Source organism: Phaeobacter sp. CAU 1743 (genome assembly GCF_039839315.1).
In the GTDB taxonomy this organism is placed as follows: Bacteria; Pseudomonadota; Alphaproteobacteria; order Rhodobacterales; family Rhodobacteraceae; genus Phycobacter; species Phycobacter gallaeciensis_A.
Window position 1 is genome coordinate 35,634 of the sequence record NZ_JBDOQR010000003.1, and the last position, 19,028, is coordinate 54,661.

A 19,028-nucleotide genomic window follows, 5' to 3' on the forward strand; every position below is an offset into this window, starting at 1 on the left:
CAGGAAACTGCCCATGCCCGCTCCGATCAGTATCGTGATCCCGACACTCAATTCCGAGGCGGAACTGCCCGGCTGCCTTGAGGCGCTGATGGAAGGGTTGGCCTCAGGACTGATCCGGGAGTTGGTGATCTCGGATGGCGGATCGCAGGATCACACGGCCACCATTGCCGAAGAGGTCGGTGCCGAACTGCTGAGCGGCGCGCCGTCGCGGGGCGGACAGCTGCGCCGGGGCTGCGAAGCGGCACAAGGCGACTGGCTGCTGATCCTGCACGCCGATACCCGACTGTCCGCGGGCTGGAGCGATGCGGTGTCCCGCCATCTGGAGCAGGGCGAAGGCAGGCCGGGGTATTTCCGCCTCGCGTTCCGGGCCCGGGGGCTGCGCCCCGCGCTGGTTGCAGGCTGGGCGAACCTGCGGGCGCGCCTGTTTGGTCTGCCCTACGGCGATCAGGGGCTGCTTGTGCGCCGCAGCGATTATGAGGCAATGGGCGGCTACCCCGATCAGCCATTGATGGAGGATGTTGCCCTGTCGCTGCGTCTGAAGGGTCTTGTCGAGATCCCGGTTCAGGCGCAGACCTCGGCCGCGCGATACGAGCGCGACGGCTGGCTGCGGCGTGGCGCCCGCAATCTCTGGACGCTCACGCGCTATGCCCTTGGCGTCAGCCCAGAGCGGCTGGCGCGGGCCTATCGCAAATAACCCTCTGCTTCTTTACCGGAAGACCCGGCGCCAGACCCGCCGGAACAGACCGGATTGATCCGCAGACTGCTGCGCCGCCAGAGGCTGCGCCATATTGAGGTCTTCGCGTTCTACCAGCGTCTTGCCGTCCTGGAATTGCAGGCGATAGAGATCGGCGTAGATCCCACCGCGCTCCAGCAGCTCAGCATGGGTGCCCTGATCCATCACTTCGCCGCGCTCCATCACCACGATCTTGTCGGCGTTGCGGATGGTTGACAGACGGTGGGCGATGACCAGTGTGGTGCGTCCGCCCGCCAGCCGGTCAAGCGCCTGCTGCACGACCTTTTCCGATTGCGCATCCAGCGCCGAGGTCGCCTCGTCCAGCAACAGCACAGGCGTGTCCCGCAGCAGGGCGCGGGCGATCACCACTCGCTGCCGCTGCCCGCCCGACAGGGCAGAACCGCGCGGCCCAACAAGCGTCTCAAGACCATTGGCCAGCTTGGGCAGGAAGTCAGAGACATGGGCGGCGTCCAGAACCTCTTTCAGGCGCTCTTCGCTGACATCGGTGCGGCCCAGCAGGATGTTTTCCCGCAGGGTTTCGTCAAACAGTAGCGCCTCTTGCGAGACCACCGAGAACAGGCCGCGCAGGTCCTCGAAGGCGAGATCGCCCACCGGGGTACCGCCAATTGTGACCAGTCCGGATTGCGGATCGACCAGCCGTGTCAGCAGATTGAAAATGGTGGATTTACCGGCGCCCGAGGCCCCGACAAGCGCCGTGGTCTTGCCCGGCTCGGCGATCAGAGACAGATCCTTCAGGATCGTGGTGTCGCCATAGTTCAGCGTGACGTGATCCAAACGCACCTCGGGCAGGCCCTTTGGCGCGGCCACGGGCTTCACCGGCGGCAGCAGCTTGATCGGCGCGTCCAGCAGTTCCTTGATACGCTCCATCGCGGCGGCGGCGCTTTGCCAGGTGCCACTGATGGAGGCGAGGCGGCGCATCGGGTCAAAGGCCAGACCGATGGCGGTGAAGAAGCTCATGAACTGGCCGACAGTCTTTTCGCCGGTGATGATTTCCTGGCCGCCATAAAGAACCACGCCCATGACACCGAGACCGGCCATGATGTCGATCATGCCGGTGATCGAGGCAGTGCCGAAAGAGGCGCGCACTTCGGAGCGCACGAACTGGTCCATATGGTTGCTGAACCGGCGCGCCTGGTACTGCTCCAAGCTGTTCAGTTTGATCGGCACGATGCCGTGGAAAATCTCGTCCAGCCGCGTCGCCAGCGAGGCGCCGAGGTCGCGCGCCGTGGCGGCCTTTTTGCGGACGTAGCGTTGAAGCGCTGAAATCGGCAGCAGCAGCAGAGGCAGGCCGATCAGCATGATCGCGGTCCAGCGCCAGTCGACGCTGATGGCAACGCCAAGGACGGCCACCATCTGTGCCATGTCGCGGCCTGCACCGGTGATCAGCGCCTGCCAAACCTGATTGATCGCCATGACGTCGCTTTGAACGCGCTGGATCAGGAAACCCGGCGGGTGCACCTGGTGAAACGCGGGATCCTGCCGGATCAGCCGGTCCAGCATGTCTTTGCGCATATGTGCGGCCGAGGTCTGCGAGATCTTCGACAGGATGACCTTCTGGCAGACACTGACGACGCCGCGTAGCGAGAAGATGACCAGAAAGGCGAGGCTGACCCAGAACAGCGCGTCGGAATTTCCGGCGACAAAGACCAGGTCGAACATCGGTTGCATCATATAGCTGAGCGCACCAACAGTGCCGCCTTCGATGAGCATGAAGAACACGGCAAGGCCCAGTAGCCCCATGTAATGGCGCAGGTAATCGCGCCACAGCCAGACGATCAGCTCTTTGGAGGAGGTGTGCTTGCGGGTCATGCAGGACAGTTCCGGCTGGTGTGTTTGCAGGATGTGAGGGTCATGCGGCGCTTTCTGTTTTTGACCCGGGCCATTTAAGCAGCTGAGGCTTTAGGCGCAAGCTTTGCGCCATGCCCGGTTGATGGGCAGTCCCGTTGTACTGCACCCATTGTGGAATTGACCTTCCTCTGCCGCATTGTACTGTACCGGAAATTTGAGCGCGAACCGGCCCCAGGCCCAGGGTTCCATTGCAGGGAAGATCAAAAATGAGCGGGACTTTAAACCTATCGGCAGGGCGATCCTATCTGGCGATCCCCGGACCTTCGGTGATTCCGGATCAGGTGCTGCAGGCGATGCACCGTCCGTCACCCAATATCTACGCGGGTGAGCTGGTGGATATGACCGCGACACTGATCCCGGATCTACGCCGGGTGGCGCGCACAAAGCATCACGCGGCGATCTACATTTGCAACGGTCATGGCGCCTGGGAGGCTGCCCTTTCGAATGTACTGCAACCGGGGGACAAGGTGCTGGTCCCGTCCTCGGGGCGGTTTGCTATCGGTTGGTCGGAAATGGCTGAGGGGCTGGGCATTGACGTGGAGGTCATCGATTTTGGCAACCATGCGCCCTGGGATCTGGCCCGTGTGGCAGAGCGGCTGAAGGCGGATACCAGCCATCAGATCAAGGCGGTGCTGGGGGTGCATGTCGATACATCCAGTTCGATCCGTAACGACGTACCCGGCCTGCGCGCGGTTCTGGATGCGGAGCAGCACCCGGCGCTGTTGATGGCCGATTGCATCGCCTCGCTGGGCTGTGACCGGTTCGAGATGGACGACTGGGGCGTCGATGTCATGGTCACCGGCAGCCAGAAAGGGCTGATGGTCCCGGCGGGGCTGGCCTTCGTGTTCTTCAACGACAAGGCCGCCACGGTGCGCGCCGCGATGCCGCGGGTCAGCCGCTACTGGGACTGGACCCCGCGCGCCAACCCGGAAGAGTTCTACCAGTATTTCGGCGGCACCGCTCCGACCCACCATCTTTATGGGCTGCGGGCCTCGCTCGACATGATCCACGCCGAAGGGATCGAAAACGTCTGGGCACGGCATGCGCAGCTGGCCCGTGCGATCTGGGCGGCGTGTGAGGCCTGGGGGCAAGACGGACCAATGGCAATGAACGTGACCGATCCCGCGCTGCGTTCTCATGCGGTGACGGCACTGCGTTTGGGCGGATCGCGCGCGACGCAGCTGCGCGAGTGGCTGGAGCAGACCCTGGGGCTGACATTGGGGATCGGTCTTGGCATGGCGCCACCGCGCAGCCCGGAATGGCACGGGTTCTTCCGGCTGGGCCATATGGGCCACCTGAACGGTCACATGGTCATGGGGCTTCTGGGCGGTATCGAGGCGGGCCTGCGCGCCCTTGATATTCCCCACGGCGCCGGGGCGCTGGATGCGGCGGCTGCAGTTCTGTCCGAAGCCGGGCAAAAGGCGTCCTGAGAGGGCGTGAGCCAAAACAGTTGATCAGGCGGGGTCTTGTCCCCGTCTGAGGTCAGGCTCGCGTTTCACGGTCTCATCTCGAGGCGCGTGATCATGTGGTTGATCAGCGTGGCCAGTAGCAACACCGGCACCATGCCGTAGAGCAGCCAGAGGGTGAAAAAGATCCACGGCATGTTGATGACGGCAAAACGCAGGGTGGTTTCCAGCAGATCCGGTGCCTGCGCCGCCGCCTGACGCGGCTGTTTCCGTGCGGTCTTGTCCTGTTGCATGATGCAGTTCCCAAACGCGATGTGACGTGGTTCGGGCTCAAGACTGACATAATTCAGTGAATGCGGCGTAAAGCCCCCTGCGGCCGGTCGGTCGCAGGGTTTTGGTCGATACCCTTCACTCAGGCTTGTCGGGCGCGCTCCAGCGCGATGGGCAGCGCCTTGGCAAAGGCGTCCAGATCCTGGGGCCGACCACAGCTTACGCGGATGCAGCGGTTTTGCGGCGCGGCGAAGGGCATGCGTACAAAAACGCCCTGATCCACCAGGCCGTCCAGTACCGCCTTGGCAAAGGCTCCGTCCTGTCCGCAATCAATAGCAACGAAATTGGTGGCCGAGGGCAGGGCAGTCAGGCCGTTCTCACTGGCGATCTCTCCAATGCGGGTCCGGGCCACTGCGATCTCATTCGTCACATGCGCAAGCCAGTCCTGATCCAGCAGCGCCGCCAATGCACCCGCTTGCGCCATCCGGTTCATGCCGAAATGGTTGCGCACCTTGTTGAAGGCCGAAATCAGATCCGCCTGCGCCATGGCATAGCCAACGCGGGCGCCCGCCATGCCATAGGCCTTGGAAAAGGTGCGCATGCGGATGACGCGGGTATCGTTGATGTCGACCGGCGCTGCGGTGCCTTCGGGCGCGCATTCCACATAGGCTTCGTCCAGCAACAGCAGGCAGCCATCTGGCAGGTGATCCAGTGCGGCAACGATATCGGCGCCGCTGTGCCAGCTGCCCATCGGGTTGTCGGGGTTGGCAAGGTAGACCAGCTTGGCATCGACCTCCGCCGCCTTGGCGAACAGGGCCTCGGGATCTTCGTGGTCGTCGCGATAGGGGACCGTGTGCAGTGTGCCGCCAAAGCCCGCGACGTGGTAATTAAATGTCGGATAGGCGCCCAGCGATGTCACTACGTGATCGCCGCTGGTCACCAGCATGCGTACCAGATAGCCAAGCAGCCCGTCGATGCCTTCGCCGACCAGAATATTCTCAGGCGCGACGCCGTGGAACCTCGCGAGTTCCATGCGCAGATCATAGCTTTGCGCGTCGCCGTATTTCCAAATCTCGCCCGCTTCGGCCTGCATCGCGGCAATCGCCTTGGGCGAGGGGCCAAAGATGTTCTCATTGGCGCCAAGGCGGGCGACAAAGGGCGCGCCGCGCTCACGCTCCTGCGTTTCGGGGCCAACAAAGGGCACGGTTGCAGGCAGGGACTGGGTAAGCGGGGTATAACGAGGTGTGGTCATGCGGGCAGATAACGTGAACCGGCCCGCCGCATCAAGTGGGCATGGCGGCAGCGAATGTCGCAGGTTCTGCGGGTGGCAAGCCTTGCAGAGGGCGCCCGGGCAGCGCAGACTGGTGCCAGTTTTGGGAGAATTTAACGATGCGCATTTTTCTGGGCGTGCTGGCGCTGGGGCTGGCCTATCTTCTGTTCTGGCCGGTGCCGGTCGAACCTGTGTCCTATGATCCGCCCAAGGGGCCGGGATTTACCGGAGAGTTTGAGGAAAACACCGCCCTTGAGGGCGCGCAAAAGGTGGTCCTGCCCAATGGCGCCATCGGTCCCGAGGATCTGGCGGTGATGCCGGATGGGACGGTCTACACCACCGATCTGGACGGGAACCTTTATCGCATTGATGGCGACCAACCCAAACTGGTGGAGGCGCTGGGCGGGCGGCCGCTGGGGCTGAAGGCCGGGCCGGATGGTGCGCTTTATATCGCCGACAGTTTCCGTGGCATCATGCGCTGGAACGGCCCCGGCACGCTGGAAACCCTGGTGAGCGAGATTGACGGTGCCCCGGTGATCTATGCCAACCAATTGGATGTGGCGCGCGATGGCACGATCTATTTCTCCAATTCCTCGGACCGGTTCGACCCGGAGACCATGGGCGGCACCAAACCCACCTCGGTGCTGACCGTCTGGGAACAGTCCGGCACGGGCTACGTGGCCCGCCGCACCCCCGATGGAACGGTTGAGAAGATCGCCACCGGGTTTGTCTATACCAACGGTGTTGCCCTGTCGCCGGATGAGGATTTCCTGCTGATCAATGAAACAGGCCGCGCCCGGGTGCATCGGTTGTGGTTGACCGGTCCCGACGCCGGGCAGCAGGAACTGTTTCTCGGCAACTTGCCGGGCTATCCGGATAACCTTGAGGCGCAGGGCGATGGCACCTTCTGGCTGGCCTTTGCAAGCCCGCGCGTACCGTCCGAAGTGCTGATGCCCTATCCCTTCCTGCGCAAGGTGCTGTGGCGGCTGGGACCGAAGGTGCGCCCAGCGCCGATCCATCGCGGCATGATCATGCAGTTCGATGCGGATGGTAACATTCTACGCACCCTGCAGGATCCTGCGGGCGGGCTGGGGATCACCACTGGCGGGCGCATTGTCGGCGACCAGCTTTACGTGATGACGCTGGATAGTGACAGTTTCGCGCGGCTGCCGGTGGCGGATCTGCCGCCGATCCGGCCCTAGGCGGGTTCGGCTCGGTCCAATCTGCCCCGGCGTTAGTCTGGATCGCGGCGGCGTTGCGGTGCAGTCTGGCGCAAACCGAAAGCAGGAGGAGCCGCAGATGGCACGGGTATCCGTCGAGTACAAAGACCACATCGCCCATGTGACGCTGACGCGCGGGGACAAGATGAACGCGCTGGACGACGAGATGATCAAGGGGATCATCGCCGCTGGGCACGAGGTCGCCGCCTCCAAGGCGCGGGCCGTGGTGCTGGCGGGGGAGGGTAAGGCGTTTTGCGCCGGGCTTGACCTGATGAGCTTTGCCAAGATGGGGCAGATGGATCCCGAAGAGTGGCTGATGGCCCGCAGTTTTGATGATGCCAACGAGGTGCAGGAGGTCGCGATGGCCTGGCGCCGGGTACCGGTGCCGGTGATTGCGGCCGTGCAGGGCGTCTGCTTTGGCGGCGGTTTGCAACTGGCGCTCGGCGCGGATATCCGCATCGCTGCGCCGGATGCGCGGTTTTCTGTGATGGAGATGAAATGGGGCATCGTCCCCGACATGGGCGGCATGGCGCTGTTGCCCCGGCTGTTGCGCTCGGACGTGCTGCGACGCCTGACCTATACCGCCGAAGTGTTCGAGGCTCCGCAGGCGTTGGACTGGGGGCTAGTGACCGAAGTCTCCGACGATCCCCTTGCCGCTGCGCAGGCGCTGGCGGCAGAGATCGCAGGCAAGAACCCCGAAGGCATCCGCGCGGCCAAACGGCTGATCGGTGTGGCCGAAACCGCCGATCAGGCCACAGTGCTGATGGAGGAAAGCCGCGAGCAGGTGGCCCTGATCGGCACGCCCAACCAGATGGAGGCCATTGCAGCGCAGATGCAGAAACGCCCGCCGCAGTTCAAGGACTGATAGGCGCGCCCTGAGGCGGCAACGGCGCCTTGTGCAACGGCTTGGGCCAGATGGCATTGATCGCGGTGAGATCCTGAACCCCGAGCCCGGACAGGCAGGCGATGCTTGTCCGCTCAGGGTTTTCGGAGATGCCCGCCTCCAGCGCCGCACCGACTTCGGTCAGATCTGTCGCGGCCATCAGTCCGGATCGGATCGCACGGTGCGGCGCGCCAAAAGCCAGGCCTGACGCGCGCGCATCGACAAAGACCTGCGCCTGCGACAGGGCCACGGGATCAATTTCGCATTTGGTTTCGTCGTCTGATCCGACCGAAGTGATATGTTGGCCGGGGCTGAGCCAATCGGCATGGATCAGCGGTTTTTTTGCTCCGGTGGCGGTCAGGATCACATCGGAGGACCGGACGGCCTGTTCCAGATCATCGGCGACCTCAAACTGCACCCCAGCAAATTGTGCCTGCAACTTATCCACCAGCGCCTGCGCCTTGGCCCGCACCCGCCCCCAGACCTGAACCGAGGTCACGGGACGTACCAAAAGCAGCGCCTCAACCTGCAGCCGCGCCTGCGTGCCGGTGCCGATGACGACGGCGTGTTGCGCCCGGTCGGCGACCAGAAGGTCGGCCACGACCGCGCCAGCGGCGGCGGTCCGGTAATCCGAGATCAGATGATCATCTTGCAGGATAGCAACTGGCCTGCAGGTCTGGCTGTCGAACACCGCGATCATTCCGCTCGACGGCGGTGCGCCGATGTTGGCGAGATCCTGCGACCATCCCGCCATCTTGACCGTGAAAATGCGGCAGCCTGCAAGCGTCGCGGATTTCACATGAATGTCTGCGCCCGGTGATGGGTAGAGCACCTGCACAGGCGCTGTTGCCGTCCCTTCGGACAGCGCGCGAAAGGCCTGTTTCGCGGAGGGGATCAGATCCGCGACAGACATATGGGGATGAATATCCTCTGCGGTGTAGATCGGGATCATGGCGCGCTGATCTCTCCGGTTCCGACAAAGGCAACCTCGCCCGTAACGGTGACATGGCTGATGGCATCAGGGGTGCCATAGGGGGTCACGAGCAGGGCGCTGGGCCGTCCGATGTAGTGGCCTTGCGTCAGGGTAAAGGTGTGGTCCGCCTGCGCCAGTCCGTGTTTCAATGCATAGGCGCCGATGACACCAGCGGCACTGCCGGTGGCGACGTCCTCAAGCAGACCGTCGTTGTTCCAGTGGCGGCCTTCGAAGGTTTCCGTGTCGAAAAGGTAAGCGAATTCGGCGCCAACGGTCCGCAGCCTGTCCTCGAGGTCGGGAACCATGATCCGGGCCTCACGTAGTCCGCCGGTCACGGGGACCACCAGGTACTTCAACCCCGTCGATATGATCTCAAGTGGCAGAGGCGACAGGTAGTCGGGGGGTAGGTTGAAGGCTTCGGCGAAGGCAGTGCGGCTGTCGTCCGGCACGGTGCCCAGGAAGTCGGGCTGTCCCTGATCCAGCGTTCCGAAATAGCGTCCGGCGCGGGCCATGGTGGTCACACGTACGGTTCGGCCGCCCTGCAGGGTGAAGGTCCAGGTTTTTTGCCCGGGCGCCCCGCACCTCATATGCAGGCTACAGGCCGCTCCGATGATCGGATGGCCGGCAAAGGGCAGTTCCTCGATCATGTCGAAGACCCGCGCTTCGATCTGGCCTTCGGTTTCCGTCAGGAAGATGGATTCGAAATGACGAAGCTCCTGGGTCATGGTCAGCATCTGTGCGGCGCTGAGGCCCGCACTATCGGGAAAAACCGCAAGACTGTTGCCGGAGTAGGGGCGGGATGCGAAGACATCACAATGGACAAAGTTGTAAGAGCGGTTGCGCTGTGACATGACTGACCTGCATAGCGGAGAATCTATATAGATGATTGACTATACTCATGCCGATTTGCTGTCAACGGCCACCGCGTTGAAGGCGCTGGCCAATGAGAACCGGCTGCAAATTCTGCACTGGCTCAGCGATCCGGAGCGGCATTTTCCGCCACAGGAGGATGGTGATCTGGTCAGGGACGGGGTCTGTGTAGGGTTCATCACCGAGAAGATCGGGCTGCGACAGCCGACGGTGACGAACCATATGCGCGTCCTGCAAGAGGCCGGGCTGGTGACTAGCAAGAAAATCAAGAACTGGGTGTTTTACAAACTGGTCCGCAGCCGGGCCGATGCCATCCTGGCCGACGCCGCCCACCTGTGGGAAGAACCGGCATGGGCCACAAGCCACAAGGGCAGTGATCGCACTGCGGGATATTGAGACGGATCAAGGACGCCGGGAGGGAAACCGATCAGACAAGGCCTATGAAATCGCTATTTCTCATACTGCTTTACGTTGCTGTGGTCATATCGCCGCTTGTGGTCTCTGCGATCTTCGGGGGACCGCCGCGCTCTTTCGGGGCTGAACTGGGCACCGGGCTGGGGATGCTCGCCTATGCCATGATCCTGGCCGAATTCGTCTTGTCTGGCCGGTTCAGGCGGGTGTCGTCCGAGATCGGTATGGATGTGACCATGCGGTTTCATCAGGTCATGGCGCGGGTGGCGCTGGTGTTTGCGCTGCTGCATCCGTTTTTCTACGGCGGCAGCCTTGTCGGCGGGCAACGGCCCTGGGATCCGACGCGGGTTTTGACCGTGACGACCGATTTTTCCGCCCTGTCGACCGGGATTGTCGCCTTCCTGCTGCTGCCCGCACTGGTGGCGTTGGCTGCCTTTCGCACGCAGCTGGATTACAAGTACGAGACCTGGCGCCTGATGCACGGGGTTGGCGCGGTGCTGATCGCCGGTGCCTTGCTGCATCATGCTCTGGCGGCGGGGCGCTACAGCGCTGACCCTGCGACGGTCTGGCTCTGGGGTGGGATGACCGCCGTGGCGGTGGGGTCGCTGGTCTGGGTCTATGTGGTTGAGCCGCTGCGGGCGCGGCCCTGGCGGGTGGCCAAGATCAAACGCCTGACGCCCCGGCAATGGGGCCTGACCTTAAGGCCGGAAGGGCACGATGGGCTGCGCTACAAGGCCGGGCAGTTTGCCTGGCTGAACATTGGTCACTCGGCCTTCTCGCTTGATGAAAACCCGTTTTCGATCAGTTCCGCCCCGGCTGCGGGGGCAGAGGTGTCTTTCGTGATCAAGGAGCTTGGCGATTTCACCGGTTCTCTGGACCAGGTGAAGCCGGGTATGCGCGCCTATCTGGATGGTCCCTATGGCAGCATGTCGGTTGAGGGGCGGTCAGAGCCGGGGATCGCATTGATCGCGGGTGGCGTTGGTATTGCGCCGATGCTGAGCATTCTGAACCAGCTGCGTCTGACCGGGGATCCCCGCCGGGTCCGGCTGATCTATGGCAACCGCCTAGAAGAGCAGATCGTGTTCCGGGAGGACCTGCCGCGTGAGGATACGATTCTGGTACTGTCAGAGCCTCCTGTGGGCTGGCAGGAGGAGACCGGGATGATCGGCCCAGACCTGTTGGATGGGAGTTTCACGGATGATGAGTTTGCAGAGTGGCTGTTCGTCCTCTGCGGGCCGCCGATCATGATGGATACGGTCGAGGATCACCTGATCGCACGTGGCGTTTCATCTGGCCGGATCCTGTCAGAAAGGTTCGACTATGGCTGAGTTCCTGCGAAACCGACCAATGCGGCGCCGGGTGGCTCTGGCGATCCGGGCGGTGGTCATTGTGACCCTGTTGGCGCTGCTGGTCTTTGTCCTGCGATAGGGTGGAGCGCCCTTGTCAGTCCAGATCCGTCCAGGGCCAGGGTTTGACCTTACTGGCGGCGGTCTGATAGCGCGCCGCCTTTGCGACCCATATGCCAAGGTCCGTGCCGAACTCCGCCAGCCGTTCGTTTGGCTGCTTGTTGTTGAGCAACATTACCACGAACTGAATGACAGTCACCACGCCCAGCACCGTCTGCGCCAGTGAGATCAGGACGGCGATGATCAGCATGTAGATCAGCCGTGTCAGCAGGCCATCCTCGCCCTCGGGTTCAAATTGTTCGCCGTGCAGACGGCCATCAATCTTGTCGTCGTCACTCTGTGCCATCGTAAATCCCGCTGGGTGGTTCCTGCTGCAAATCATCATGCCCGTGGCTGTTGCCCGGAGCTGCAATACTAGAAACAGGATTTCACATCCGGGACAAAAGGAAAAGGCCGCGCCTGATATCAGACGCGGCCCGGATCTTTTGCTGCTAGCGCGCCTTACAGCGACGCGTCATAGATCTTGGAAATATTCGCGCCAAGGGCGGCATTATACTCCGCATCGCTCATCGACACGTTCAGACCTTCGGTCAGCGCGCGGCTGAAGGAGGCGATCATCTTGGGGTTCTGGGACAGTTTCGCGCAGGCATCGTCGGTGCTGTAGCCGCCGGACAGGGCAACAACGCGCACCACCTCGGGGTGGTCGGCCAGATCATCATAAAGACCGGCTTCATTCGGGATGGTCAGCTTCAGCGCAACCTTGGTGCCGCTCGGCAGGGCGTCTAGCGCGGCTTTCAGCTCGGTCTTCAGGATGGTTTCGGCTTCGGCTTTGGTCGCGGAGTGGATGTCGACCTCGGGTTCGATGATCGGAACCAGTCCGGCGGCGGCGATCTGCTTGCCCACTTCGAACTGCTGGGCGACCACGTTCTTGATGCCGGTTGCATTGGCTTCCTTGATGACCGAGCGCATCTTTGTGCCAAAGATCCCCGCCGCAACGGCCCGTGCCAGAAGCGCATCCAGATCGGGCATCGGTTTCATCATCTGGGCGCCGTCCTGTTCGTCGGCCAGCCCCTTGTCCACCTTCAGAAAGGGCACTACGCCGCATTTTTCCCACAGGTAGGTGGGGACCTGAATGCCATCAATTGCATTGTCCATCGTCTTTTCGAACAGGATCGCGCCAAGGATCTTGTCGCTGTTGAAATCCGGCGCGGTGATGATCCGGGCGCGCATTTTCTGGATCTCGCCAAACATCTCATCATCGTTCGAATAGGCGTCTTCCATCACACCATAAAGCGCCAGCGCCTTGGGGGTGGAGCCGCCCGACTGATCCAATGCGGCGATGAAGCCCTTGCCCTTTGCAATACGGTCAAACTGTTCCTGCTTGGTGGACGTCTCTTGCGCCATGGGTCGGGATCTCCGCGAATATCTGTTGGACTATTTCCAACCGTCTATACCGTGCCCGTGAACAGAAACAACTGGCCTGTCATACGGTTGCGCTAACAGTGTGAGCGATTGCGCTAACGGAAGAAGGATTTACGCGCATCCCGCGCCATGCCCCAGCGCAGTTCCAGATCCGCGATACGGGCCATGGCTGCGCGGCGCTCCTCTGCATCGGTCAGTGTGGCGTATTCCGCCCGGGCTGCGTCGAGTTCTTTCTTGAGCGTGAATTCTTCGGGAACCGCGCCTGCCTCGGCCATCACCCGCAATCCCGCCGCTAAACCGGGATCAACCAGTTCCTGTCCGGTGCGGTCGGGTAGGGGTTTGCCTTCGCCCTCAAGCCCCGAGAGCTGCCCCCGGGCATTGGCCGAGCGGATCTGATCTTCGATGAGTTTGCGAAAGGCCCGTATCATGAGTGGCAGAATGGGGTGGACCGCAGCCAGTTGCAAGAACGGTATAGTGTCGCGGCGACTGTGCAGGGTGAAATGCAAAACGGCAGACGTTTAGGTCTGCCGTTTGCTGAATTTGGTTTGTCACTCTGGTTTTAAACCAGACGCGAGGTTTCCTTGGCCGCGCGCACGAAGTCCTTGAACAGGGGATGCGGCGCAAAGGGTTTGGATTTCAGTTCCGGGTGGAACTGCACGCCGATGAACCAGGGATGGTCGGACCATTCCACGATTTCCGGCAGGCGGCCATCCGGCGACATGCCGGAGAATTTCAGCCCGCAGGCTTCCAGCTGGTCCTTGTATTTGATGTCCACCTCATAGCGGTGGCGGTGACGTTCCTCGATGTGGGTGCTGCCATAGACTTCGGCCACTTTGGAGCCTTCGGCCAGCGTGGCATCATAGGCGCCCAGACGCATGGTGCCACCCTTGTCGTCATCGGCCTTGCGGCTGACCTTGTGGTTGCCCTGTACCCATTCCTTGAGGTGGTAGACGACGGGTTCAAACCGTTTCTTGCCTGCCTCGTGGTCGAATTCCTCAGAACCGGCCTCGGTGATCCCGGCCACATTGCGGGCGGCCTCGATTACCGCCATCTGCATGCCGAGGCAGATCCCCAGATAGGGAACATTATGCTCGCGTGCATATTGGGCCGCCTTGATCTTGCCTTCGGTTCCGCGTTCGCCAAACCCGCCGGGTACCAGAATCGCGTGGAACCCCTGCAGGTGCGGCGTGGCGTCCTCACGGTCGAACAGTTCGGCGTCGACCCATTCGATCTTGACCTTGACGCGGTTGGCCATGCCGCCGTGGGTCAGGGCCTCGGCGATGGACTTATAAGCGTCTTCCAGCTGGGTGTATTTGCCCACGATGGCGACCTTCACTTCGCCTTCGGGGTTGTAGATGCGGTCGGCCACATCGTCCCAGCGCATCAGATTGGGTTTTGGGGCCGGGGCAATGCCAAAGGCATCCAGAACCGCCTGATCCATGCCCTCGCGGTGGTAGGCCAGCGGCGCCTCGTAGATGGATTTCAGATCCTGCGCGGCGATGACGCTGTCGGGGCGCACGTTGCAGAACAATGCGAGCTTCTCGCGCTCTTTCTTCGGAATAGGGCCTTCGGAGCGGCAGACGAGAATGTCAGGCGCCAGACCGATGGAGCGCAGTTCCTTCACCGAGTGCTGGGTTGGCTTGGTTTTCAGCTCGCCCGATGCCTTGATATAGGGCAGCAGGGTCAGGTGCATGAAGATACACTGACCGCGCGGTTTGTCCTGGCTGAACTGACGGATTGCTTCGAAGAAGGGCAGGCCTTCGATGTCCCCCACGGTGCCGCCGATCTCACAAAGCATGAAATCGACCTCGTCTTCGCCGATCGAGATGAAGTCCTTGATCTCGTTGGTGACGTGCGGGATCACCTGAATGGTCTTGCCGAGGTAGTCGCCGCGGCGCTCCTTCTCCAGCACGTTGGTGTAGATGCGGCCCGATGAAATCGAGTCGGTCTTGCGCGCCGGTACGCCAGTGAACCGCTCGTAGTGACCAAGGTCGAGGTCGGTTTCTGCGCCATCGTCGGTGACGAAGACCTCGCCGTGTTCAAAGGGGCTCATCGTGCCGGGATCGACGTTCAGATACGGATCCAGCTTGCGTAGGCGAACGGAGTAGCCGCGTGCCTGCAACAATGCGCCAAGGGCTGCAGATGCCAGCCCTTTGCCAAGCGATGAAACAACGCCACCAGTGATAAAAATAAATCGCGCCATGAGTGTTCGGCTGCCCCCGTGAGAAGTCAGATTTCAGCTGCCCGGCGGCCTGTAAAAACCGCAGCATCACGGGACTTTACGTATAAAGGATTCGCGCAATAAGCGCAAGGGAACCGCAAGATGCTGTTACGGTCCCCATTTTATTTTCTAGCTGTAGTAGGTTAGTCGGCGCTGGGTACCAGCGGTGCGTTGTCGCCTTCTGCCGGCGGCAGCAGGTCGCTGCCAAGGGGCGCCGCCGGTGCCGTCTCTGCGCCGTCATTGCCAGCGGGTGCAACGATGCGGTCAGCAACCGAAGAACCTGCGGATTTCTGGGCCGCCAGAACGGTCAGGGTGATCGAGGTAACGATGAAGGCCGCTGCGAGGATCCAGGTCACTTTGCTCAGCGCCGTCGCAGCAGCGCGGCCGGTCATTGCGCCGCCACCGCCACCGCCGCCCATGCCAAGGCCGCCGCCTTCGGACCGTTGCAGCAGAACGACAGCAATCAGGCCCAGAGCCAGAAGAAGATGGATGATCAGTACAACGTTTTCCATGGGTCCCTGCGGCGGTTGGCTCAGTATCGGGCGGTAAATAGGGAAGAATGCAGACAGGGGCAAGGGCCGAGTTGGCCGGGCCGCATTCTGTCGCGCCCGAATGTGTCAAATGAAACAGAACCGGACGCGGGAAGCGCCCTGTTTTCGCGCCCTTCTGCGGAATTTCCGGTATTTGTGACTGGACAGAATTGGCGCCCGGGGGGCACTGTTTGACTATGCCACATGATCATTCTGACCACCCGCATGCTTTGCTGCCGCCCGATCCCGCCCTGCGGGTCAAGGCGCTTGAAACGATTCTGACCCGCAAGGGGCTTATTGACCCGGCTGCACTCGATGAGATCATCGACACCTATCAGACCAAGGTGGGTCCGCAGAATGGCGCCCGCGTGGTCGCCCGCGCCTGGAGCGATCCCGCCTTCAAGGCAGCGCTGCTGGCGGATGCGGACCCGGTGTTGTCCGAACTCGGCTATTATGGCCGTCAGGGAGAACACATGGTGGTGGTCGAAAACACACCCGAGCAACATAATATGGTCGTCTGCACCCTGTGCAGTTGCTATCCGTGGCCGCTTTTGGGAATCCCGCCGGGCTGGTATAAATCGGATGCCTACCGCGCCCGCGCCGTGCGGGCGCCACGTGCGGTGCTCTCTGAATTTGGCGTGACTCTGCCTGAAGGCACCCGGGTGCGGGTCTGGGATTCCACCGCCGAGGTCCGTTATCTGGTCCTTCCAATGCGTCCCGAGGGCAGTGAAGGACTGGACGAAGATGCGCTTGCTGCGCTTGTGACCCGCGACAGCATGGTGGGCACCGGCCTGCCGCAAACGCCTGGGGCACCCTGATGACCCGACTGCATGATATGGGCGGACGCTTTGGTGACGGGCCGGTACGGCCGGAGGGGCCGAATGCGCCGGTCTTCGCCGCAGAATGGCATGCCCGCGCGCTGGCGGTGACGCTGGCCTGTGGCGCCCTGGGACAATGGAATATCGATACCTCCCGCCATGCCCGCGAAAAACTGGCGCCGCTCGATTACACCCGGTTTTCCTACTATGAAATCTGGCTTGCCGCGCTCGCGGATCTTCTGGTCCAGAAGGGGGTCCTTAGCGAGGATGATCTGGCCGGGCAGGGAGGTGATGGCCCACACCCGCTGGCCGATCGAAAACTTTCTGCCGACGCCGTGGCCGCGATGCTGGCCAAGGGCGATCCGGCTACCCGTACCGGCGGACCGGAGCCGGTTTTCAGCGAAGGCCAGAGCGTGCGCACGCGCCATCCCGGTGGCAGCAGGTTGGTCGATGGCGGCCACACACGGCTGCCTGCCTATGCCACCGGCGCGACGGGCCGCATTCTACGCCTGCAAGGAACCCACGTGCTGCCAGACAGCGCTGCCCACGGTCTGGGTGAGGCGCCGGAGCCACTTTATGCGGTCGTTTTCCCGGCGGGGGAATTGTGGAGCCATCCGGAAGACCCGGCGGATGAGGTGGTTCTGGACCTGTGGCAAAGCTATCTGGAGGCTGTATGACCATGAACATATGTCGTCCTGATGATGCCCCGGAACCGGCGTTTGAGCAGCCCTGGCACGCGCAGGCCTTTGCGCTGACGGTGCATCTCAATGAAAGCGGTCGTTTCACCTGGGCCGACTGGGTTTCGCGGTTCTCGGCCACCCTGGCCCGGCATGGCGTGTCGCGAGACCTCAACGGCGGCGATGACTACTTCACCGCCTGGCTTGAAACCCTGGAGGCGATTCTAGCAGAGGACGGCGTCGCCCTCGCCGAGGAGGTCGTAACCACCCGCGAAGGGTGGAAACAGGCCTATCTGGAAACTCCGCATGGGCATCCGGTGGTCCTGCAGGACGGATAACACGGGGTAACCTGCAAGAATCACGGCGCCGACCCGCTGCTGCGGCGAATTTGCGGTTTTACTGGGCCTGCGGCACCGCTATACCGGCCCGGGTTTGAACCAGACAGCTATAAAGGACCGGATATGGCCAATGTCGTCGTAGTCGGCGCCCAGTGGGGCGACGAGGGAAAAGGCAAGATCGTGGACTGGCTGAGCGAGCGCGCCGATGTGATCGCGCGCTTTCAGGGCGGCCATAACGCCGGCCATACGCTGGTCATCGACAGCAAGGTCTACAAGCTGCACGCGCTGCCCTCTGGTGTTGTGCGTGGTGGCAAGCTGTCGGTCATCGGCAACGGCGTGGTTCTTGATCCCTGGCACCTGATCAAGGAGATCGAAACCGTACGGGAACAGGGCGTCGATATCACGCCCGAGACGCTGATGATCGCCGAAAACACGCCGCTGATCCTGCCGCTGCATGGTGAGTTGGATCGCGCCCGCGAAGAAGCCGCCAGCAAGGGCACCAAGATCGGTACCACCGGTCGTGGCATTGGCCCGGCATACGAAGACAAGGTTGGCCGCCGTGCCATCCGCGTTGCCGACCTGGCAGACGAAGCCACGCTGGAGGCCCGTGTGGACCGCGCGCTGCAGCATCACGATCCGCTGCGTAAGGGGCTTGGCGTCGACCCGATCGACCGCGATGCGTTGATCGCGCAGCTGAAAGAGATCGCTCCCAAGATCCTGCCCTATGCGGCGCCGGTCTGGAAGGTTCTCAACGAAAAGCGCAAGGCCGGAAAGCGGATCCTCTTTGAAGGAGCCCAAGGCGCGCTGCTGGATATCGATTTCGGCACTTATCCCTTTGTGACCTCCTCCAATGTGATTGCGGGTCAAGCGGCAACGGGTGTCGGTATCGGGCCTGGGTCCATCGACTATGTTCTGGGCATCGTCAAAGCCTATACCACCCGCGTGGGGGAAGGCCCGTTCCCGACCGAACTGCTGGGCGCCGATGGCAAACCCGATGCGGATGGTGAACGCCTTGGCACCCGCGGGCATGAATTCGGCACCACTACCGGCCGTCAACGCCGCTGTGGCTGGTTCGATGCCTGTCTGGTGCGCCAGACCTGTGCCACCTCTGGCATCAACGGTATTTCGCTGACCAAGCTGGACGTTCTGGATGGGTTTGAGACGCTGAAGATCTGCACCGGCTACGATCTGGACGGAGAACGTCTGGATTACCTGCCGACTGCGGCAGACCAGCAGGCCCGCTGCACGCCGATATACGAGGAAATGCCCGGCTGGTCCGAATCCACCGAAGGCGCGCGCAGCTGGAACGACCTGCCTGCCAATGCCATCAAGTACGTGAAACGCGTGGAAGAGCTGATCGAATGCCCGGTCGCGCTTCTGTCCACCAGCCCGGAGCGGGACGACACCATTCTGGTGACGGACCCGTTTGCTGACTGATGGCGGATAAACCCCGTCTCAGCTACAAGGCCCGCCGTCGCTGGGCGCTGGTGCTGCTACTGATTGGCATGCCGCTTTATATCGTCATCGCGGTGACCATCCTCAACCTGCTGAACCGACCGCCGGTGGTGGTTGAACTGCTGGTCTACGCGGTGCTGGGCATCGCCTGGGCGCTGCCGTTCAAGTTCGTGTTCCGGGGGATCGGCCAGGCCGACCCGGATCAGCCACCGGAAGAATAGACCCGGTCCGGTAAGGGCATATCCAAATGCAAAAA

At 62.3% G+C, this 19,028-nt stretch carries 21 protein-coding genes; 11 read left to right on the forward strand and 10 right to left on the reverse strand.

Annotation, left to right across the window (positions count from 1 at the left end):
• Window positions 1-13 precede the first annotated feature (13 nt).
• The gene (locus AAFO90_RS01875) at window positions 14-694 is read left to right on the forward strand and encodes a TIGR04283 family arsenosugar biosynthesis glycosyltransferase (RefSeq protein ID WP_347508313.1); all 681 of its coding nucleotides are present in this window, start codon (window positions 14-16) and stop codon (window positions 692-694) included.
• A gap of 12 nt (window positions 695-706) precedes the next feature.
• Here the strand turns inward: AAFO90_RS01875 and AAFO90_RS01880 are convergent, their stop codons facing one another.
• Window positions 707-2,563, reverse strand: coding sequence for an ABC transporter ATP-binding protein (locus AAFO90_RS01880; RefSeq protein WP_347508314.1), 1,857 nt, complete (start codon window positions 2,561-2,563; stop codon window positions 707-709).
• A gap of 245 nt (window positions 2,564-2,808) precedes the next feature.
• Between AAFO90_RS01880 and AAFO90_RS01885 the strand changes: the two genes are divergently transcribed.
• Window positions 2,809-4,032, forward strand: coding sequence for an aminotransferase class V-fold PLP-dependent enzyme (locus AAFO90_RS01885; RefSeq protein WP_274828272.1), 1,224 nt, complete (start codon window positions 2,809-2,811; stop codon window positions 4,030-4,032).
• Between the two features lie 65 nt (window positions 4,033-4,097).
• On the opposite strand, the gene AAFO90_RS01890 is transcribed toward AAFO90_RS01885, so the two are convergent.
• Together AAFO90_RS01890 and AAFO90_RS01895 are read right to left on the reverse strand one after the other, a co-directional pair.
• Window positions 4,098-4,301 carry a histidinol phosphate aminotransferase gene (locus AAFO90_RS01890; protein WP_347508315.1) on the reverse strand — a complete coding sequence of 68 codons (204 nt, stop codon included), beginning with the start codon at window positions 4,299-4,301 and terminating at the stop codon, window positions 4,098-4,100.
• A 119-nt stretch (window positions 4,302-4,420) separates the two neighbouring features.
• Window positions 4,421-5,530, reverse strand: coding sequence for a pyridoxal phosphate-dependent aminotransferase (locus AAFO90_RS01895; RefSeq protein WP_274838311.1), 1,110 nt, complete (start codon window positions 5,528-5,530; stop codon window positions 4,421-4,423).
• 137 nt (window positions 5,531-5,667) lie between these two features.
• On the opposite strand from AAFO90_RS01895, the gene AAFO90_RS01900 reads away from it, so the two are divergent.
• Together AAFO90_RS01900 and AAFO90_RS01905 are read left to right on the forward strand one after the other, a co-directional pair.
• Complete coding sequence (locus AAFO90_RS01900; RefSeq protein ID WP_347508316.1) at window positions 5,668-6,750, forward strand: SMP-30/gluconolactonase/LRE family protein; 1,083 nt, start codon at window positions 5,668-5,670, stop codon at window positions 6,748-6,750.
• 97 nt (window positions 6,751-6,847) lie between these two features.
• A complete protein-coding gene (locus AAFO90_RS01905; RefSeq protein WP_065273525.1) occupies window positions 6,848-7,633 on the forward strand; it encodes a crotonase/enoyl-CoA hydratase family protein in 786 nt (261 codons plus the stop codon).
• Here the strand turns inward: AAFO90_RS01905 and AAFO90_RS01910 are convergent.
• On the reverse strand, window positions 7,623-8,603 hold the full coding sequence (locus AAFO90_RS01910; RefSeq protein WP_347508317.1) for a hypothetical protein: 981 nt from the start codon (window positions 8,601-8,603) through the stop codon (window positions 7,623-7,625). The genes AAFO90_RS01905 and AAFO90_RS01910 overlap by 11 nt on opposite strands.
• Entirely contained in the window at window positions 8,600-9,475 is an 876-nt protein-coding gene (locus AAFO90_RS01915) for a PhzF family phenazine biosynthesis protein (RefSeq protein WP_347508318.1), read from the reverse strand. The genes AAFO90_RS01910 and AAFO90_RS01915 overlap by 4 nt, the downstream gene beginning before the upstream one ends.
• A gap of 31 nt (window positions 9,476-9,506) precedes the next feature.
• On the opposite strand from AAFO90_RS01915, the gene AAFO90_RS01920 reads away from it, so the two are divergent.
• Together AAFO90_RS01920 and AAFO90_RS01925 are read left to right on the forward strand one after the other, a co-directional pair.
• Complete coding sequence (locus AAFO90_RS01920) at window positions 9,507-9,890, forward strand: metalloregulator ArsR/SmtB family transcription factor (RefSeq protein ID WP_347508319.1); 384 nt, start codon at window positions 9,507-9,509, stop codon at window positions 9,888-9,890.
• Window positions 9,891-9,934: 44 nt separating this feature from the next.
• Window positions 9,935-11,233, forward strand: coding sequence for a ferric reductase-like transmembrane domain-containing protein (locus tag AAFO90_RS01925; protein WP_347508320.1), 1,299 nt, complete (start codon window positions 9,935-9,937; stop codon window positions 11,231-11,233).
• Between the two features lie 115 nt (window positions 11,234-11,348).
• Here the strand turns inward: AAFO90_RS01925 and AAFO90_RS01930 are convergent, their stop codons facing one another.
• The 5 genes from AAFO90_RS01930 to secG form a co-directional block, all read right to left on the reverse strand.
• Window positions 11,349-11,657 carry a DUF4389 domain-containing protein gene (locus tag AAFO90_RS01930; protein ID WP_065270877.1) on the reverse strand — a complete coding sequence of 103 codons (309 nt, stop codon included), beginning with the start codon at window positions 11,655-11,657 and terminating at the stop codon, window positions 11,349-11,351.
• Between the two features lie 155 nt (window positions 11,658-11,812).
• On the reverse strand, window positions 11,813-12,715 hold the full coding sequence (locus tag AAFO90_RS01935) for a fructose bisphosphate aldolase (protein WP_347508321.1): 903 nt from the start codon (window positions 12,713-12,715) through the stop codon (window positions 11,813-11,815).
• 113 nt (window positions 12,716-12,828) lie between these two features.
• Window positions 12,829-13,161, reverse strand: a complete 333-nt coding sequence (locus AAFO90_RS01940; RefSeq protein WP_274828281.1) for a DUF1992 domain-containing protein — start codon at window positions 13,159-13,161, stop codon at window positions 12,829-12,831.
• Between the two features lie 131 nt (window positions 13,162-13,292).
• Window positions 13,293-14,936 carry a CTP synthase gene (locus AAFO90_RS01945; RefSeq protein WP_065270874.1) on the reverse strand — a complete coding sequence of 548 codons (1,644 nt, stop codon included), beginning with the start codon at window positions 14,934-14,936 and terminating at the stop codon, window positions 13,293-13,295.
• Window positions 14,937-15,097: 161 nt separating this feature from the next.
• A complete protein-coding gene (gene secG, locus AAFO90_RS01950; protein WP_347508322.1) occupies window positions 15,098-15,466 on the reverse strand; it encodes a preprotein translocase subunit SecG in 369 nt (122 codons plus the stop codon).
• Window positions 15,467-15,681: 215 nt separating this feature from the next.
• Between secG and nthA the strand changes: the two genes are divergently transcribed.
• The 5 genes from nthA to AAFO90_RS01975 all read left to right on the forward strand — a co-directional run bounded on the left by nthA (window position 15,682) and on the right by AAFO90_RS01975 (window position 18,993).
• Window positions 15,682-16,302, forward strand: coding sequence for a nitrile hydratase subunit alpha (gene nthA, locus AAFO90_RS01955; RefSeq protein WP_347508323.1), 621 nt, complete (start codon window positions 15,682-15,684; stop codon window positions 16,300-16,302).
• The gene (nthB, locus tag AAFO90_RS01960; protein WP_347508324.1) at window positions 16,302-16,979 is read left to right on the forward strand and encodes a nitrile hydratase subunit beta; all 678 of its coding nucleotides are present in this window, start codon (window positions 16,302-16,304) and stop codon (window positions 16,977-16,979) included. The genes nthA and nthB overlap by 1 nt, the downstream gene beginning before the upstream one ends.
• Before the next feature lie 2 nt (window positions 16,980-16,981).
• Complete coding sequence (locus AAFO90_RS01965) at window positions 16,982-17,317, forward strand: nitrile hydratase accessory protein (RefSeq protein ID WP_347508378.1); 336 nt, start codon at window positions 16,982-16,984, stop codon at window positions 17,315-17,317.
• 123 nt (window positions 17,318-17,440) lie between these two features.
• A complete protein-coding gene (locus AAFO90_RS01970) occupies window positions 17,441-18,754 on the forward strand; it encodes an adenylosuccinate synthase (RefSeq protein ID WP_065270870.1) in 1,314 nt (437 codons plus the stop codon).
• Entirely contained in the window at window positions 18,754-18,993 is a 240-nt protein-coding gene (locus tag AAFO90_RS01975; protein WP_065270869.1) for a DUF2842 domain-containing protein, read from the forward strand. Before AAFO90_RS01970 ends, AAFO90_RS01975 begins: the two co-directional genes overlap by 1 nt.
• The last annotated feature ends 35 nt before the right edge of the window (window positions 18,994-19,028 follow it).

Bases quoted from the DNA above. Each gene is read 5' to 3' on its own strand.
- AAFO90_RS01875 (WP_347508313.1), top strand. From the start codon at position 14: ATGCCCGCTCCGATCAGTATCGTGATCCCGACACTCAATTCCGAGGCG.
- AAFO90_RS01880 (WP_347508314.1), bottom strand. From the start codon at position 2,563: ATGACCCGCAAGCACACCTCCTCCAAAGAGCTGATCGTCTGGCTGTGG.
- AAFO90_RS01885 (WP_274828272.1), top strand. From the start codon at position 2,809: ATGAGCGGGACTTTAAACCTATCGGCAGGGCGATCCTATCTGGCGATC.
- AAFO90_RS01890 (WP_347508315.1), bottom strand. From the start codon at position 4,301: ATGCAACAGGACAAGACCGCACGGAAACAGCCGCGTCAGGCGGCGGCG.
- AAFO90_RS01895 (WP_274838311.1), bottom strand. From the start codon at position 5,530: ATGACCACACCTCGTTATACCCCGCTTACCCAGTCCCTGCCTGCAACC.
- AAFO90_RS01900 (WP_347508316.1), top strand. From the start codon at position 5,668: ATGCGCATTTTTCTGGGCGTGCTGGCGCTGGGGCTGGCCTATCTTCTG.
- AAFO90_RS01905 (WP_065273525.1), top strand. From the start codon at position 6,848: ATGGCACGGGTATCCGTCGAGTACAAAGACCACATCGCCCATGTGACG.
- AAFO90_RS01910 (WP_347508317.1), bottom strand. From the start codon at position 8,603: ATGATCCCGATCTACACCGCAGAGGATATTCATCCCCATATGTCTGTC.
- AAFO90_RS01915 (WP_347508318.1), bottom strand. From the start codon at position 9,475: ATGTCACAGCGCAACCGCTCTTACAACTTTGTCCATTGTGATGTCTTC.
- AAFO90_RS01920 (WP_347508319.1), top strand. From the start codon at position 9,507: ATGATTGACTATACTCATGCCGATTTGCTGTCAACGGCCACCGCGTTG.
- AAFO90_RS01925 (WP_347508320.1), top strand. From the start codon at position 9,935: ATGAAATCGCTATTTCTCATACTGCTTTACGTTGCTGTGGTCATATCG.
- AAFO90_RS01930 (WP_065270877.1), bottom strand. From the start codon at position 11,657: ATGGCACAGAGTGACGACGACAAGATTGATGGCCGTCTGCACGGCGAA.
- AAFO90_RS01935 (WP_347508321.1), bottom strand. From the start codon at position 12,715: ATGGCGCAAGAGACGTCCACCAAGCAGGAACAGTTTGACCGTATTGCA.
- AAFO90_RS01940 (WP_274828281.1), bottom strand. From the start codon at position 13,161: ATGATACGGGCCTTTCGCAAACTCATCGAAGATCAGATCCGCTCGGCC.
- AAFO90_RS01945 (WP_065270874.1), bottom strand. From the start codon at position 14,936: ATGGCGCGATTTATTTTTATCACTGGTGGCGTTGTTTCATCGCTTGGC.
- secG (WP_347508322.1), bottom strand. From the start codon at position 15,466: ATGGAAAACGTTGTACTGATCATCCATCTTCTTCTGGCTCTGGGCCTG.
- nthA (WP_347508323.1), top strand. From the start codon at position 15,682: ATGCCACATGATCATTCTGACCACCCGCATGCTTTGCTGCCGCCCGAT.
- nthB (WP_347508324.1), top strand. From the start codon at position 16,302: ATGACCCGACTGCATGATATGGGCGGACGCTTTGGTGACGGGCCGGTA.
- AAFO90_RS01965 (WP_347508378.1), top strand. From the start codon at position 16,982: ATGAACATATGTCGTCCTGATGATGCCCCGGAACCGGCGTTTGAGCAG.
- AAFO90_RS01970 (WP_065270870.1), top strand. From the start codon at position 17,441: ATGGCCAATGTCGTCGTAGTCGGCGCCCAGTGGGGCGACGAGGGAAAA.
- AAFO90_RS01975 (WP_065270869.1), top strand. From the start codon at position 18,754: ATGGCGGATAAACCCCGTCTCAGCTACAAGGCCCGCCGTCGCTGGGCG.